The 14,629-nt window shown below is 55.0% G+C and carries 13 protein-coding genes; 1 reads left to right on the top strand and 12 read right to left on the bottom strand.

The genetic code is table 11. The features are described from left to right. Positions 1-2 precede the first annotated feature (2 nt). Positions 3-197, top strand: coding sequence for a DNA gyrase inhibitor YacG (gene yacG / locus ACOTX3_RS11390; protein ID WP_003856332.1), 195 nt, complete (start codon positions 3-5; stop codon positions 195-197). Between the two features lie 34 nt (positions 198-231). Here the strand turns inward: yacG and mutT are convergent, their stop codons facing one another. From mutT to murD, 12 genes are all read right to left on the bottom strand, one after another. Next, positions 232-624 (bottom strand): 8-oxo-dGTP diphosphatase MutT, encoded by a 393-nt coding sequence (mutT, locus tag ACOTX3_RS11395; RefSeq protein ID WP_013095582.1) that lies wholly within the window; start codon positions 622-624, stop codon positions 232-234. 56 nt (positions 625-680) lie between these two features. Next, positions 681-3,386, bottom strand: a complete 2,706-nt coding sequence (gene secA / locus ACOTX3_RS11400) for a preprotein translocase subunit SecA (RefSeq protein ID WP_013095581.1) — start codon at positions 3,384-3,386, stop codon at positions 681-683. 59 nt (positions 3,387-3,445) lie between these two features. After that, positions 3,446-3,949 carry a secA translation cis-regulator SecM gene (secM, locus tag ACOTX3_RS11405; protein WP_013095579.1) on the bottom strand — a complete coding sequence of 168 codons (504 nt, stop codon included), beginning with the start codon at positions 3,947-3,949 and terminating at the stop codon, positions 3,446-3,448. A 280-nt stretch (positions 3,950-4,229) separates the two neighbouring features. Beyond that, the gene (lpxC, locus tag ACOTX3_RS11410) at positions 4,230-5,147 is read right to left on the bottom strand and encodes a UDP-3-O-acyl-N-acetylglucosamine deacetylase (protein ID WP_013095578.1); all 918 of its coding nucleotides are present in this window, start codon (positions 5,145-5,147) and stop codon (positions 4,230-4,232) included. A gap of 101 nt (positions 5,148-5,248) precedes the next feature. After that, entirely contained in the window at positions 5,249-6,400 is a 1,152-nt protein-coding gene (ftsZ, locus tag ACOTX3_RS11415) for a cell division protein FtsZ (protein WP_008501978.1), read from the bottom strand. A 63-nt stretch (positions 6,401-6,463) separates the two neighbouring features. After that, positions 6,464-7,720 (bottom strand): cell division protein FtsA, encoded by a 1,257-nt coding sequence (gene ftsA, locus ACOTX3_RS11420; RefSeq protein WP_006173845.1) that lies wholly within the window; start codon positions 7,718-7,720, stop codon positions 6,464-6,466. Then, positions 7,717-8,559 carry a cell division protein FtsQ gene (ftsQ, locus tag ACOTX3_RS11425; RefSeq protein WP_013095577.1) on the bottom strand — a complete coding sequence of 281 codons (843 nt, stop codon included), beginning with the start codon at positions 8,557-8,559 and terminating at the stop codon, positions 7,717-7,719. Before ftsQ ends, ftsA begins: the two co-directional genes overlap by 4 nt. Before the next feature lies 1 nt (position 8,560). Beyond that, positions 8,561-9,481 (bottom strand): D-alanine--D-alanine ligase, encoded by a 921-nt coding sequence (locus tag ACOTX3_RS11430; protein WP_020688498.1) that lies wholly within the window; start codon positions 9,479-9,481, stop codon positions 8,561-8,563. Then, the gene (gene murC, locus ACOTX3_RS11435) at positions 9,474-10,949 is read right to left on the bottom strand and encodes a UDP-N-acetylmuramate--L-alanine ligase (protein ID WP_013095575.1); all 1,476 of its coding nucleotides are present in this window, start codon (positions 10,947-10,949) and stop codon (positions 9,474-9,476) included. Before murC ends, ACOTX3_RS11430 begins: the two co-directional genes overlap by 8 nt. A 58-nt stretch (positions 10,950-11,007) precedes the next feature. Then, entirely contained in the window at positions 11,008-12,072 is a 1,065-nt protein-coding gene (gene murG, locus ACOTX3_RS11440) for an undecaprenyldiphospho-muramoylpentapeptide beta-N-acetylglucosaminyltransferase (RefSeq protein WP_013095574.1), read from the bottom strand. Then, positions 12,069-13,313, bottom strand: coding sequence for a cell division protein FtsW (gene ftsW / locus ACOTX3_RS11445; RefSeq protein WP_013095573.1), 1,245 nt, complete (start codon positions 13,311-13,313; stop codon positions 12,069-12,071). The genes murG and ftsW overlap by 4 nt, the downstream gene beginning before the upstream one ends. Further along, complete coding sequence (gene murD, locus ACOTX3_RS11450; protein WP_023620010.1) at positions 13,313-14,629, bottom strand: UDP-N-acetylmuramoyl-L-alanine--D-glutamate ligase; 1,317 nt, start codon at positions 14,627-14,629, stop codon at positions 13,313-13,315. Before murD ends, ftsW begins: the two co-directional genes overlap by 1 nt.

Here is a 14,629-nt window from a genome sequence, read left to right on the forward strand (position 1 = left end):
CTATGTCTGATGTAACCACCGTAAACTGCCCAACCTGTGGCAAAACTGTTGTCTGGGGAGAGGTGAGTCCGTTTCGCCCATTCTGCTGTAAGCGCTGTCAGTTAATTGACCTGGGCGAATGGGCGGCGGAAGAGAAACGCATTCCAAGTGAAGGCGACCTCTCAGACAGCGATGACTGGAGCGAGAACCAGCAGTAGAGTTCAAAGCCTGCTGGCGCTTCGCTTAGCAGGCCTACAGGTTGCCCGTTAGCCGGGATATGACGGGTGCATTTGCCGGAGGAAATTTTTCGGCATCACTCGCGTGAAGCGAAACCCAGCCACCCGGTTGCCCCTCTTTCCCCCAGGGTTCCCCCTCCCAGCTTTCCACAAGCCAGAACCACAGCGTGATGTGACGATCCGGAAACTGGTATTCCAGCTTATCAAACAGCGTTGCGCCAATCGGAGTAATGCCGACCTCTTCCTGAAGCTCACGCACCAGCGCCTGCTCCGGCGTCTCACCGGACTCGATTTTCCCGCCGGGAAACTCCCACTTGTTTGCCATGTGGGCATCAGCGGCACGTTGCGTAATGAAGATTTGGTTTTGCGGGTTGCGAATAATCCCGACAGCAATTTGCAGTATTTTCATATTGTCACTTCCATAAAAAAGGCGCAGATTTCTGCGCCTTTTCGTTTTTTATGAACTTAGCTCAGACGGCCGTGGCACGCCTTATATTTTTTACCGGAACCACATGGGCACGGATCGTTACGCCCCACTTTGCGATCGCCAGTTTGCGCGGCGATCGCCGCAGCGGCTTCGCTATCGTCAGTCTGGTGGCTGAGCTGCTGCATCTGTGCCAGACGCTCGGCTTCCTCACGACGCTGTTGCTCCATCGCTTCCACTTCTTCCGGCATACGCACCTGCACTTTGCTCAGGGTGCTGATAACTTCATATTTCAGCGACTCCAGCATGGAGGCAAACATCGAGAAGGATTCGCGCTTGTACTCCTGCTTAGGATCTTTCTGCGCATAGCCACGCAGGTGGATCCCCTGACGCAGGTAGTCCATCGCCGCCAGGTGCTCTTTCCACAGTGAGTCCAGCGTCTGCAGCATCACCCCTTTTTCGAAGTGACGCATCATCTCAGCGCCAACAACCTCTTCCTTACGCTTGTATACCTCCAGCGCGGTTTCGTAGATACGCTCGCGCAGGGTCTCTTCGTGCAGCTCAGGCTCTTTATCCAGCCACTCTTTGATTGGCAGGTCGAGGTCGAAGTCGTTTTTCAGGCGCTCCTGAAGGCCTTCGATATCCCACATCTCTTCCAGAGACTGAGGCGGAATGTGCGCATCGATAGTCGCTTTGAACACATCTTCACGAATGCTGTTGATGGTTTCGCTCACGTCGGATACGTCCAGCAGTTCGTTACGCTGGGTATAGATAGCACGACGCTGATCGTTGGCGACGTCGTCATATTCCAGCAGCTGCTTACGAATATCGAAGTTGCGGCTTTCCACTTTACGCTGCGCGTTGGCAATCGCTTTGGTCACCCATGGGTGCTCAATGGCTTCACCTGGTTTCATCCCCAGCTTACGCATCATGCCGGAAACACGGTCAGAGGCGAAGATACGCATCAGCGCATCTTCCATCGACAGGTAGAAGCGGGAAGAACCGGCATCACCCTGACGACCTGCACGACCACGCAGCTGGTTATCGATACGACGTGATTCGTGACGCTCGGTACCAATGATATGCAGACCACCAGATGCCAGAACCGCGTCATGACGCACCTGCCAGTCGGCTTTGATCTGCGCAATCTGTTCCGGCGTTGGGTTTTCCAGCTCAGCCACTTCGGCCTGCCAGCTACCGCCCAGCATAATATCGGTACCACGACCCGCCATGTTGGTGGCGATGGTCACGGCCGCCGGATAACCCGCCTGCGCAACGATATCTGCTTCTTTGGCGTGGAATTTGGCGTTCAGTACGTTGTGCTTGATACCCGCTTTGGTCAGCTCATTAGACACCACTTCGGATTTCTCGATGGAGATGGTCCCCACCAGAACCGGCTGGCCTTTAGCAGTACGTTCGCGAATATCTTCGATGATTGCCTGAATTTTTTCCGCTTCGGTCATGTAGACCAGGTCCGGCATGTCCTTACGGATCATTGGACGGTTGGTTGGAACGACAACGGTATCCAGTTTGTAGATGGAGCTGAATTCAAACGCTTCGGTATCTGCTGTACCGGTCATCCCTGCAAGCTTCTCGTACAGACGGAAGTAGTTCTGGAAGGTAATAGACGCCAGCGTCTGGTTTTCGTTTTGAATATCCACGCCTTCTTTGGCTTCAACGGCCTGGTGCAGACCGTCAGACCAGCGACGACCCTGCATGGTACGGCCGGTGTGCTCATCAACGATGATAACTTCGCCGTCTTTGACGATGTAGTCGACGTCGCGAGTGAACAGCGCATGGGCGCGCAGTGCGGCAGTCACGTGGTGCATCAGCATGATGTTGCTCGGGGAGTAAAGAGACTCGCCCTCTTCCATGATGCCTTCGGCCACTAACAGCTCTTCAATTTTAACCAGACCACGTTCAGTCAGGTTCACCTGGCGCGCTTTTTCATCAACGGAGAAGTGGCCTTCACCCTGGAAGGTATCGGAGTCTTCTTTCTCCTGACGCAGCAGGTGTGGAATGATTTTGTCGACTTTACGGTACATATCAGAGCTGTCTTCGGCCGGGCCGGAGATGATCAGCGGGGTACGAGCTTCATCGATCAGAATGGAGTCCACCTCATCCACCAGCGCATAGTGCAATTTACGCTGCACACGTTCTTCAGGGCTGAACGCCATGTTGTCACGCAGGTAGTCGAAGCCGTATTCGTTGTTGGTACCGTAGGTGATATCGGCGTTATACGCTTCGCGCTTGGCTGGCGCAGGGAGACCGGACATGTTGATGCCGACGGTCATCCCCAGGAATTCGAACAATGGACGGTTATTTTCGGCGTCACGCTGTGCCAGATAGTCGTTGACGGTCACGACGTGCACGCCTTTACCGGTCAGTGCGTTCAGATAGGCAGGCAGCGTCGCGGTCAGGGTTTTACCTTCACCGGTACGCATTTCCGCGATGCAGCGCTCGTTAAGCACCATACCGCCCAGCAGCTGCACGTCGAAGTGACGCATGCCGAATACACGTTTACTCGCTTCACGCACAACCGCGAAGGCTTCCGGGATCAGGCTTTCTAAGGTTTCGCCTTTTTCCAGGCGTGCGCGGAATTCTGCGGTTTTCGCTTTCAGCTCGTCATCAGACAGCTTCTCCATCGCCGGTTCCATACCGTTGATGACAGCGACAGCTTTGCGCATACGGCGCAGGGTACGATCGTTACGACTACCAAAAACTTTGGTTAATAATTTGATTAGCATAATAAATTCTCAAACGCCCCATAACGGGCAGATAAATTAAGGTATTGAAAACGGTTAATTTAACTGAGGCGCTGAGGCCCGGCGCGGATGCCATGAACCTGGCTTATCCACGTCGAGACAGAGAATGTGGCGGGTGAAACAACGATGGATTGCGCTGTCTGCGGAACGCTAACAGCTGGCTGGCTGTCCTGCGTCAACAGCGCGTTGAGCGTATCCAGCAGCGCAAGGTGTTGCGCCTGAACCGGCAGCGTCTCTTCAGCAACCGGTATGGCCTGCGGCGCCATTGCAAATGACAGATGGCGGATAACCGTGCGGATGGCGTGCTGCTGCCAGTAATCTACCGAAAAGTTAGGACGGCGGCTGGCTTCAAGCCACGCAAGATTGGTGAAGTTAACGCGCGCGGTGAGATCGTGTTTAGTGGTTGACGTCTTTGCCGGTGTGGCAGCTTCGGCGCTGTTGCTGAGCGCAGGCAAGCCGAAACTCGCCGCGACCATCCCTAATAAGAGATGCGGCCAGAAGTAACGTCTGCCAAATTGTCGCCAGCGCGTCAGAATTCCGCTCACTTGCTCCACCACATAAGCCCGTCTTACACAGGCTGAGTTCAGTTATTCTTTTAAGCGCCCAGATATTACCACTAAAGCCAATACACAGCAGCAGGAATGACGTACTGCAGCGGGGAAAAACGGTCAAGAATGCAGCTAACGCACAGATTTTCTACGCCTGCTAAGCGAAAGGGGAAGCTGGGGCAAAATGAAGAAAGGTAAAAATAAAAACGACTGGTTTCCCTGGTCGGAGAGAGTACCAGGTTAACCAGTCGATTTTTTTACGGAACGGCTTGAACCGTTACGCCAGAACCAGGCCAGGGGCTTTGAAGGCCAGCGGCAGTTCAGCTTCGTCTTCGAAGGTCACATACTCCCAGGCTTCCTGTTTTGCCAGGACGGCCTGCAAGAGTTTGTTATTCAGCGCATGACCGGATTTGAACGCGGTAAATGCACCAATAATGTTGTGACCACACATGAACAGGTCGCCGATTGCATCAAGCATTTTGTGGCGAACGAATTCATCTTCGAAACGCAGACCGTCTTCGTTCAGTACGCGATAATCGTCAACAACGATGGCACAATCGAAGCTGCCGCCCAGGCACAGGCCGCGGGACTGCAGATATTCGATATCACGCATGAAGCCGAAAGTACGAGCACGGCTGATCTGGCGCATAAACGCATCAGCAGAGAAGTTCATCGCATAGCGCTGGGTACTGGCATCAATCGCCGGATGGTTAAAATCGATGGTGAAGTCCAACGAGAAACCATTGTACGGTTTGAATTCAGCCCACTTGTCGCCATCTTCGACGCGAACGGTCTCTTTGATGCGAACAAATTTCTTCGCGCAGTTCAGTTCTTCGATGCCGGCATCCAGCAACAGATAAACGAACGGAGCAGCACTACCATCCATGATCGGGATTTCTGGCGCATCGACTTCAACAATAATGTTGTCGATACCCAGACCCGCCAGGGCGGCGTTCAGGTGCTCTACGGTAGAAATCCGCACGTCATGCTCGTTCACCAGACAAGTACAGAGCATAGTATCACGCACAGATTTGGCATCGGCCGGAAAATCTACCGGTGGATTCAAGTCGGTGCGACGATAGATGACCCCGGTATTGGCCGGCGCAGGGCGTAACGTCAGGGTGACTTTCTTGCCGGTATGTAAACCGACACCCGTCGCCTGAACGATACGTTTAAGTGTCCTTTGTTTGATCATCGTATAATCTCGCCAAATTAACTATCCAACCGAGAGTGTATATCACTAACGGTGGGCCAGTTTAGCACAAAGAGCGGAAATCCCCAAATTCCAGCCAATTCTTAGTCAGCTTGCTTACGCAGGAACGCCGGGATATCCAGATAATCTGGCTCTTTCGCCGTTTGCGGCGTTGGGTCATTAACCACTTTCGCGGCCGGTTTTTGCTCCTGAGTCAGAGGAGACATACCGTGCTGCTGGTAACGATCCATTACCGGTTGCTGAGTCTGCTTGTTCGTCACCAGAGTGATTTCAGGGCGCTTGTCCATACCGATACCGGTAGCAACAACCGTTACACGCAGCTCGTCGTTCATTTCCGGGTCAAGGGAGGTACCGATTACCACGGTCGCGTTGTCAGAGGCGAACGCACGGATGGTGTTACCCACGGTTTCGAACTCATCCAGACGCAGGTCAAAGCCAGCGGTGATGTTGACCAGCACGCCACGCGCACCCGACAGATCGATATCTTCCAGCAGCGGAGAAGAGATAGCCATTTCAGCCGCTTCTTCCGCACGGTCTTCACCGCTCGCCACGCCGGAGCCCATCATCGCGTAGCCCATTTCGGACATCACGGTGCGAACGTCAGCAAAGTCAACGTTCATCAGGCCAGGACGGGTAATCAATTCAGCGATACCCTGAACCGCGCCTTTCAGCACGTCGTTTGCTGCGCCAAAGGCATCCAGCAGAGAGATACCGCGACCCAGCACTTTCAGCAGTTTGTCGTTCGGGATGGTGATCAGCGAGTCCACATGCTTGGACAGCTCGGTGATACCCTGCTCCGCGAAGGCCATACGTTTCTTGCCTTCAAAATTGAAAGGCTTGGTCACGACAGCAACGGTCAGGATACCTAAATCTTTAGCCACTTCAGCCACAACAGGTGCTGCGCCGGTACCTGTACCGCCACCCATTCCTGCTGCGATGAAGACCATGTCCGCACCTTCCAGTGCAGCACGCAGCGCTTCACGATCTTCTTCAGCCGCATTGCGACCTACTTCCGGGTTAGCTCCTGCGCCCAGACCTTTGGTGATGCCACCACCGATCTGGATAGTCTGGCCGACTGCCGTCTTACGCAGTGCCTGTGCATCGGTGTTAACCGCAAAGAATTCAACACCTTCAATGCGCTCGCGCACCATATGCTCTACGGCGTTACCGCCGCCGCCACCGACGCCGATGACTTTAATCACCGCGTCGTTGGTCAGTTCCATAGGTTCAAACATAATTTCTCTCTCCGTTGTGCCTGTCGCCCGAGACCGTTAATTCTCTCCGGTCTCTTAAAAAAATTAAAACTCTTTTCGCAGCCAGTTGTTCAGTCGTTTGACCCACGACCCCACTGAGACGCGTTTTTCCACTTCTGCTTCACCACTGAGATGGGATTCTTTCCCGTAGTGGAGCAGGCCCACAGCCGTTGAATAGTAAGGCTCCTGGGCATAATCCGTTAAACCGGTAATATTCAGCGGTGCGCCAATACGCACCTGCGTATGGAACACACGCTGCGCACAGGCCGCAAGACCTTCAATTTGCGCTGCACCGCCGGTTAATACAATCCCCGCCGCAAGATGATGTTTTACGCCCTGCTGGCGAAGCTGTTCCTGTAATTGCAAAATCTCTTCGTTGACCAGGTTGAGCAGCTCGGTATAGCGCGGCTCAATCACCTCTGCCAACGTCTGGCGCTGCAGGCTACGCGGCGGACGGCCGCCCACACTTGGCACTTCAACGCTCTCATCTTTGCCAACGATAGACCCCAGCGCACAACCGTGGCGCACTTTAATCGCTTCTGCATCGCTTGGCGGCGTACCAAACGCGTAGGCAATATCGCTGGTCACCACGTTCCCCGCGTAAGGGATCACTTTGGTGTGGCGCAGGGCACCGCCGGTATACACGGCCATATCCATTGTACCACCACCAATATCGACCACACAGACGCCCAGTTCACGTTCATCTTCGGTCAGCACGGAATAGCTTGCCGCCAGACCGGCGAAAATAAGTTGGTCAACTTTCAGGCCACAACGTTCAACGGCTTTTACGATGTTCTTCGCCATATCGTTGTGACATGTGATCAGGTGCACTTTTGCCTGCATACGCACGCCAGACAGACCAACCGGGTTCTTGATCCCTTCCTGGTAGTCAATCGCGTACTCTTGCGGAATCACGTGCAATACACGGTGCTCATCGCGGACACGCACAGATTTCGCCGTGTGTACTACGTTTTCAACGTCTTCCTGCGTCACTTCTTCTTCAGAAATGGGCACCATGCCGATTTCGTTCTGGCAGCTGATATGCTTACCAGAGAGGGCCAGATAGACAGAGGAAATCTGGCAATCTGCCATTAATTCAGCCTGATCGATGGCGCGCTGCACGCATTTCACCACCGACTCAAGATCGTTTACCCCACCTTTATCCATACCACGGGACGGGCAGCTGCCCACGCCAATGATATTGACCATACCGTCGGGCAGAACTTCCCCTACTAAAGCGGCAACCTTCGCGGTGCCAATCTCCAGTCCAACTACCAGTTTTCTGTCCGTCGCCTTGATCATTGTTGTTCTGCCTGTACCTGTGCCTGATTCTGTTGCTGATTAGGTTCCTCGACCGGAGCCGGTACCCAACCGACTGCTGCGCCTGAGTCATAGCGCAAATCAACGTAGCTTATCCGTTTGCCGTCAGTCTGTGCCTGCTGCTGTAAAACCGGGTAAAGTTCTACAAAACGCGCCAGACGCTTCATCGTGTCGCCGCGGCCAAGGTTGAGCTTAATGCCATTCGTTAAGGTGAGCTGCCACGAACGGCGCGCCGTCATCGCAGCTTCTTTTAACGTAAACCTGTCCTTCGCCAGCACTTGCCCCATCTCGCGAAAACCCTGTAACACTTCGTTTTCGCTGCCTTCAGGACCATACAACATCGGTAAATTTTGCTTGTTGACACGATCGGCCGGGACGCTGAAGGAATTTCCGTCTACGTCAACCATGTGCTGATCATTCCAACGCGCAATGGGCACATATTCAACCAGATGAATCTTCAATTCATCAGGCCATTGCTTTCTTACACTCGCCTGTTTTATCCAGGGCAGACGTTCAATCTGACTCTGGATAATGTTGACATCCTGCGTCATAAAGGTGCCAGGCGACCCCAGTGCCAGAATCGACTGGCGAATATCATCGTTACGCGTGTAGTGGCGTTCACCGGTGACCACCAACTTCGACAGCGGCAACCGCTGCGCATCTTCCATCCAGCCCAGTACCATCCAGCCGCTGATAAACACGGTGCACAGCACCCCGAGCAGGAAAATAATCCCTGCAAGACGCGTTCCATTACTCCGGCGTGAAGAAGAATATTCTTCCTCGTCATCGCGGTTGCGCGTGTTCAATGCAGCCTGAGACATATCAGCCCGCCTGGTCCAGAATACGTACGACTAACTGCGAGAAGCTCATCCCCGCCTGACGCGCGGCCATCGGCACAAGGCTGTGGCTGGTCATGCCTGGAGAAGTATTCGCTTCCAGCAAATAAAATTGCCCATCACTGTCGAGCATCACATCAATGCGTCCCCAGCCACTGCAACCAAGAATATGCCAGGCTTTAAGCACCAGGGACTGTAAATCCGCTTCACGTTCTGCTTCAAGACCTGCAGGGCAGAAATATTGCGTCTCGTCAGAGAGATACTTCGCCTCATAATCATAGAAGACGCCAGCAGGTTGGATGCGAATCGACGGTAAAATTTCTTCACCAAGCATCGCCACGGTAAATTCCGGTCCGCTGAGCCATTTTTCAATCAGAACTTCTTCATCGTGTTGAAATGCCAGCGCTAAAGCAGACGATAAATCGTCAGCTTTATCAACTTTGGACATCCCAACGCTCGACCCTTCACGGCTGGGCTTTACAATAACCGGTAAGCCCAGCTCAGCAATGCGTGCATTAACGCTATCCTGAAGGCCCATTTCAAATTCGCGGCGCGTCAACGCAACCCACGGCGCAACCGGCAAACCCGCCCCCTGCCACAGCAGTTTACTGCGCAGTTTATCCATTGAGAGGGCGGAGGCCATCACGCCGCTGCCGGTGTAGGGCATACCGATGAGATCCAGCAACCCTTGCAGGGTACCGTCTTCTCCCCCACGACCGTGCAGAGCAATAAAGACTTTATCGAAGCCCATTGCTTTCAGCTGCGTTACATCGACCTCTTTCGGATCGACCAGATGTGCATTAACGCCAGCCTCACGCAGGCCCGCCAGTACCGCAGCGCCTGAATTCAGGGAAACCTCGCGCTCGGCGGAGGTGCCGCCAGACAGGACAGCAATCTTATCAGCCATGATGCTCATCCTCCTGAGTTTGCGGCTTCAGTTTGATTTCAGCTAAGGTACGGGCGATTTTGCCGATATTTCCCGCGCCCTGAATCAGAATCAAATCGTTACCTGTCAGTACCGGTGCCAGAATTTCGGCGACCTGAGCAGGATCCGAAACCAAAATAGGGTCTACTTTACCGCGTCCGCGAATGGTTCGACACAGAGAACGGCTGTCCGCACCCGGGATCGGCGTTTCGCCCGCAGAATAAACATCCAGCATCAGCAATGTGTCCACCTGAGACAGCACGCTGGCGAAATCGTCATACAGATCGCGCGTACGCGTAAAACGGTGTGGCTGGAAGATCATCACCAGGTTCTTCTCTGGCCATCCCGCACGTGCGGCCTTGATGGTCGCGTCTACTTCGGTTGGATGGTGGCCATAGTCGTCTACCAGCATGGCAGTACCCGGTTTACCGTTTACCGCATCCAGCGGGAATTCGCCAAGGAAGTCGAAACGACGCCCGGTTCCCTGGAAGCTTTCCAGAGCACGCAGGATCGCATCGTCATCAATGCCTTCTTCTGTTGCGACGGCCACCGCCGCGGCTGCGTTCAGGGCGTTATGACGGCCTGGTGCGTTCAGCGTCACGTGCAGCAGCTCTTTGTCCTGACGCGCCAGGGTGAAATGCCCCTGCGCACCAATTTGTTTGTACTCTTCCACACGAACATCCGCGTCTTCGCTGAAGCCATAGGTGGTGATCTGACGACCAACCCGCGGCAGCAACTCGCGAATGACCGGATCGTCCACACACATTACCGCGCGTCCATAGAACGGCAGGTTATGCAGGAAGTTGATAAAGGTCTGCTTTAAGTTCTCGAAGTCGCCCTGGTAGGTATCCATGTGGTCAGCTTCGATGTTAGTGACAATCGCCACCATCGGCTGCAGATGCAGGAACGACGCATCGCTCTCATCCGCTTCCGCAATCAGATAACGGCTGTGGCCCAGACGCGCATGCACACCTGCTGCTTTTACCAGACCGCCGTTGACGAACGTCGGGTCGAGACCCGCTTCGGCATAAATACTGGAAACCATCGCCGTGGTCGTGGTTTTACCGTGCGTCCCGGCAATCGCAATCCCGTGACGAAAACGCATCAGCTCTGCCAGCATTTCCGCGCGGCGGATCACCGGAATACGCGCTTCATGCGCGGCCACGATTTCCGGGTTATCAGAGGAGATGGCGCTGGATACCACCACCACACTCGCATCGCGCACGTTTTCCGGGCGATGGTTGAAATAGATAGTCGCCCCAAGCGACGCCAGTTGCTGCGTAACAGGGTTTGGCGCCAGGTCAGACCCGCTGATCTGATAGCCTTCGTTAGCTAACACTTCGGCAATACCGCCCATGCCAGCACCACCGATGCCAACAAAGTGAATGTGCCGGACGCGACGCATCTCGGGCACGATTGAACGCAGTTTTGCCAGTTGTTGTGTATTCATTCTCTAAACGCCATCGACTACTTAAAAAATTCGTGCCGCGCAACACGCGCTGCGAGGGTTAAGCCTGGGCTGCCAGGCTCACTTCTTTTGCCACCCGTTCCGTTGCATCAGGAATGGCCGCCGCACGTGCACGTTGCGCCATCTCCATTAATGTTTCCCGGTTCCAGCCCGCCAGGGTGGTGGCGACCGCATCGGCGGTAAATTGTGGCTGCTCGAATATTTTCGCGGCACCGGCTTTTTCAAGCGGCAGCGCATTCCAGTACTGCTGACGATCTTTGTGCTGGAACGGCACAAACAGAGCCGGTAAACCCGCGGCGGCAATTTCACTCACCGTTAATGCACCGGAGCGACAGACCACGACATCGGCCCAGGCGTACGCTGCCGCCATATCGTCGATAAATTCCGTCACTTTGTGCTGCGGCTGACCTTCTGCCGCATAAGCCTGCTCAACGGTCTGCTGAGCGCCTTTTCCGCTTTGATGCCAGATGGTCACGGCATCACCCAGCTTTGCGGCAACCTGCGGCATCGTCTGGTTCAGGATGCGTGCGCCCTGCGATCCACCGACGACCAGCACGCGAACAGGGCCTTCACGGCCAGCCATGCGGGTATCCGGCAACGGCAGCGCCAGCACATCCACACGCACCGGGTTCCCGACGACGTCCGCTTTCGGGAACGCACCAGGAAATGCCTGCATCACTTTGGTGGCGATTTTCGCCAGCCACTTATTGGTCAGTCCGGCAATACCATTCTGCTCATGCAGTACAACGGGAATGCCCAACGACCACGCGGCAAGACCACCCGGACCGGAAACATAACCGCCCATGCCCAGCACCACATCCGGCTGAAAGCGCTTCATGATGCTGCGTGCCTGACGCCATGCGTTGAAAATACGCACCGGCGCCAGAAGCTGGGCCTTAATGCCTTTGCCACGAAGGCCAGAAATACGAATAAAGTCGATCTCAATACCGTGCTTCGGTACCAGGTCGGCCTCCATGCGGTCTGCGGTTCCCAGCCAGCGTACCTGCCAGCCCTGATCCATTAAATGGTGCGCAACCGCCAGCCCCGGGAACACATGTCCACCGGTACCGCCTGCCATCACCATTAACCGCTTCGGTTGATTCATCGTGAACCTCGTGTAAACGCCTGGGCTTTTTCCAGACGCGTTTCATAATCTATACGTAACAACATCATGATGGCCGTCGACATGATCAACAGACTGGAACCACCATAACTGATCAACGGCAACGTCAGGCCCTTGGTCGGCAGCATACCCGCTGCGGCCCCGACGTTAACCAATGCCTGGAAGCTAAACCAGATACCAATTGAACAGGCTAAGAAACCTGAGAAGCGGTGATCGATCTCCAGCGCTTTCCGCCCAATCGACATGGCGCGGAAAGCGACGAAGAATACCATTAATAGCGCTAATACCACACCGATATAACCCAGTTCTTCCGCAATAATGGAGAAGATGAAGTCAGTATGCGCTTCGGGTAAATACTCCAGTTTCTGAACCGAGTTGCCCAGGCCTTGTCCCCAGACTTCACCGCGGCCAAACGCCATGAGTGACTGCGTCAGCTGATAGCCACTGCCAAACGGGTCTTCCCACGGGTTCCAGAACGAGGTCACACGGCGGATACGGTATGGTTCAGCAAGGATCAGCAGGACAACTGCTGAAATACCCATCCCGATAATGGCGATGAACTGCCACAGTTTCGCCCCCGCCAGGAACAGCATCGCCAGCGTCGTCACAAACAGAACCACCACGGTACCGAGGTCAGGCTGCGCCAGCAGTAACACCGCCAGCACCAGAATCACGCCCATCGGTTTCAGGAAGCCGCGAAGGTTGTTACGCACTTCATCTACTTTGCGCACCAGGTAGTTCGCCAGGTAGCAGAACAGGGACAGTTTGGTAAATTCGGCAGGCTGAATACGCAGCGGACCAAAGGCGATCCAGCGCGATGCCCCGTTTACGGAACTCCCCACCACCAGCACGATCAGCAGCATGATGATCGAGGCGATCAGCATCGCGGTACTGTGTCGCTGCCAGAACGCCATTGGCAGACGTAAGGTTATCAGCGCAAGACAGAACGCCAGGATGATGTACAGACCATCACGCTTGGCAAACAGGAAAGGATCGTTCGCCAGTCGCTGCCCGACGGGCATTGATGCTGACGTCACCATAATAAAGCCGACCGCCGCCAGCCCCAGGGTGAGCCAGAAGAGCGTGCGATCGTACATGATCAGGCTGTCGTTATCTTTCTGACGAGAGCCCATCACCCAGCCTTTCAGTGCCGCAAACAACCACACCAGGACACCAAATCCTGGGAAGCGCGGCATTTTCAGGCGAGGGAGAGATAAACGCATCAGCCTAACTCCTTCGCCAGGCGGGTAAAGAGATCACCACGCTGTTCGAAATTCTTGAATTGATCGAGGCTGGCGCATGCCGGAGAGAGCAGCACCATATCGCCCGGCTTCACGCGAGGAGCAATCAGGCGCATTGCCTGTTCCATGGTTTCGGTCTGCTCGGCGATCTCAGGACGCAATTCCGCCAGTTCCCTGCCATCACGACCAAAGCAGTAGAGACGGATGTTATCGCCGGAAAGATACTGCTTCAGGGAGGTGAAATCGGCGGACTTACCGTCGCCACCCAGCAGCAGATGCAGAGTACCTTCCACCTGCAAACCATTCAGCGCGGCCTCTGTACTGCCTACGTTGGTGGCTTTGGAATCATTGATCCAGCGTACGCCGTTATGCTCCAGCGCCAGCTGGAAACGGTGCGCCAGTCCGGTAAAGGTGGTTAGCGCCTGCAGGCTGGAGGAGCGTGGCAAACCGACGGCATCCGCCAGCGCCAGCGCCGCCAGCGCATTGGTGTAGTTATGCTGACCGGAAAGCTTCATCTCCTTCACGTTCAGCACTTTCTCACCTTTCACCCGCAGCCAGGTTTCACCCAGCTGACGGTTCAGATGATAATCCCCCATGGTGATACCAAAGCTGATGCAGCGGTCATCGGCACCGCGTACCGGCATGGTCAGGGCATCATCTGCGTTAACGACGCAGACTTTGGCATTTTCATAAATACGCAGTTTGGCTGCGCGATACTGCTGTAGACCAAATGGATACCTGTCCATATGATCTTCGGTCACGTTCAGGATTGTGGCCGCGGCCGCATGCAGGCTGGAGGTGGTTTCCAGCTGGAAGCTGGAGAGTTCCAGCACGTACAGCTCACAGCCTTTGTCCAGCAGCATCAGCGCCGGCAAGCCAATGTTGCCGCCAACGCCGACATTTTTGCCCGCCGCTTTCGCCATCTCACCCACCAGGGTAGTGACGGTGCTTTTTCCGTTAGAGCCGGTAATGGCGATAACAGGCGCCTGCGCTTCGCGGCAGAACAGCTCGATATCACCGACAATCTCAACGCCCGCATCGGCTGCGGCGCTCAGTGAAGGGTGCGCCAGCGCCATACCGGGGCTGGCCACAATCAGATCGGCTGCCAGCAGCCAGTCATCATTCAGACCACCAAGGTGGCGTTCAACCTGTTCCGGCAGTTTGTCCAGACCCGGCGGAGAAACACGCGTATCCATCACCCGCGGCGTCACGCCGCGCGCAAGGAAAAAGTCCACGCAGGACAGGCCAGTAAGGCCCAACCCGATGATAACGACTTTTTTGCCCTGGTAATCTGCCAT

The sequence above is a fragment of the Enterobacter cloacae complex sp. IR5384 genome, from assembly GCF_049237265.1.
GTDB classification, from domain to species: Bacteria; Pseudomonadota; Gammaproteobacteria; order Enterobacterales; family Enterobacteriaceae; genus Enterobacter; species Enterobacter cloacae.

Bases quoted from the DNA above. Each gene is read 5' to 3' on its own strand.
- ftsA (WP_006173845.1), bottom strand. From the start codon at position 7,720: ATGATCAAGGCGACGGACAGAAAACTGGTAGTTGGACTGGAGATTGGC.
- murD (WP_023620010.1), bottom strand. From the start codon at position 14,629: ATGGCAGATTACCAGGGCAAAAAAGTCGTTATCATCGGGTTGGGCCTT.
- murC (WP_013095575.1), bottom strand. From the start codon at position 10,949: ATGAATACACAACAACTGGCAAAACTGCGTTCAATCGTGCCCGAGATG.
- secA (WP_013095581.1), bottom strand. From the start codon at position 3,386: ATGCTAATCAAATTATTAACCAAAGTTTTTGGTAGTCGTAACGATCGT.
- ftsZ (WP_008501978.1), bottom strand. From the start codon at position 6,400: ATGTTTGAACCTATGGAACTGACCAACGACGCGGTGATTAAAGTCATC.
- ACOTX3_RS11430 (WP_020688498.1), bottom strand. From the start codon at position 9,481: ATGGCTGATAAGATTGCTGTCCTGTCTGGCGGCACCTCCGCCGAGCGC.
- murG (WP_013095574.1), bottom strand. From the start codon at position 12,072: ATGAATCAACCGAAGCGGTTAATGGTGATGGCAGGCGGTACCGGTGGA.
- ftsQ (WP_013095577.1), bottom strand. From the start codon at position 8,559: ATGTCTCAGGCTGCATTGAACACGCGCAACCGCGATGACGAGGAAGAA.
- lpxC (WP_013095578.1), bottom strand. From the start codon at position 5,147: ATGATCAAACAAAGGACACTTAAACGTATCGTTCAGGCGACGGGTGTC.
- ftsW (WP_013095573.1), bottom strand. From the start codon at position 13,313: ATGCGTTTATCTCTCCCTCGCCTGAAAATGCCGCGCTTCCCAGGATTT.
- yacG (WP_003856332.1), top strand. From the start codon at position 3: ATGTCTGATGTAACCACCGTAAACTGCCCAACCTGTGGCAAAACTGTT.
- mutT (WP_013095582.1), bottom strand. From the start codon at position 624: ATGAAAATACTGCAAATTGCTGTCGGGATTATTCGCAACCCGCAAAAC.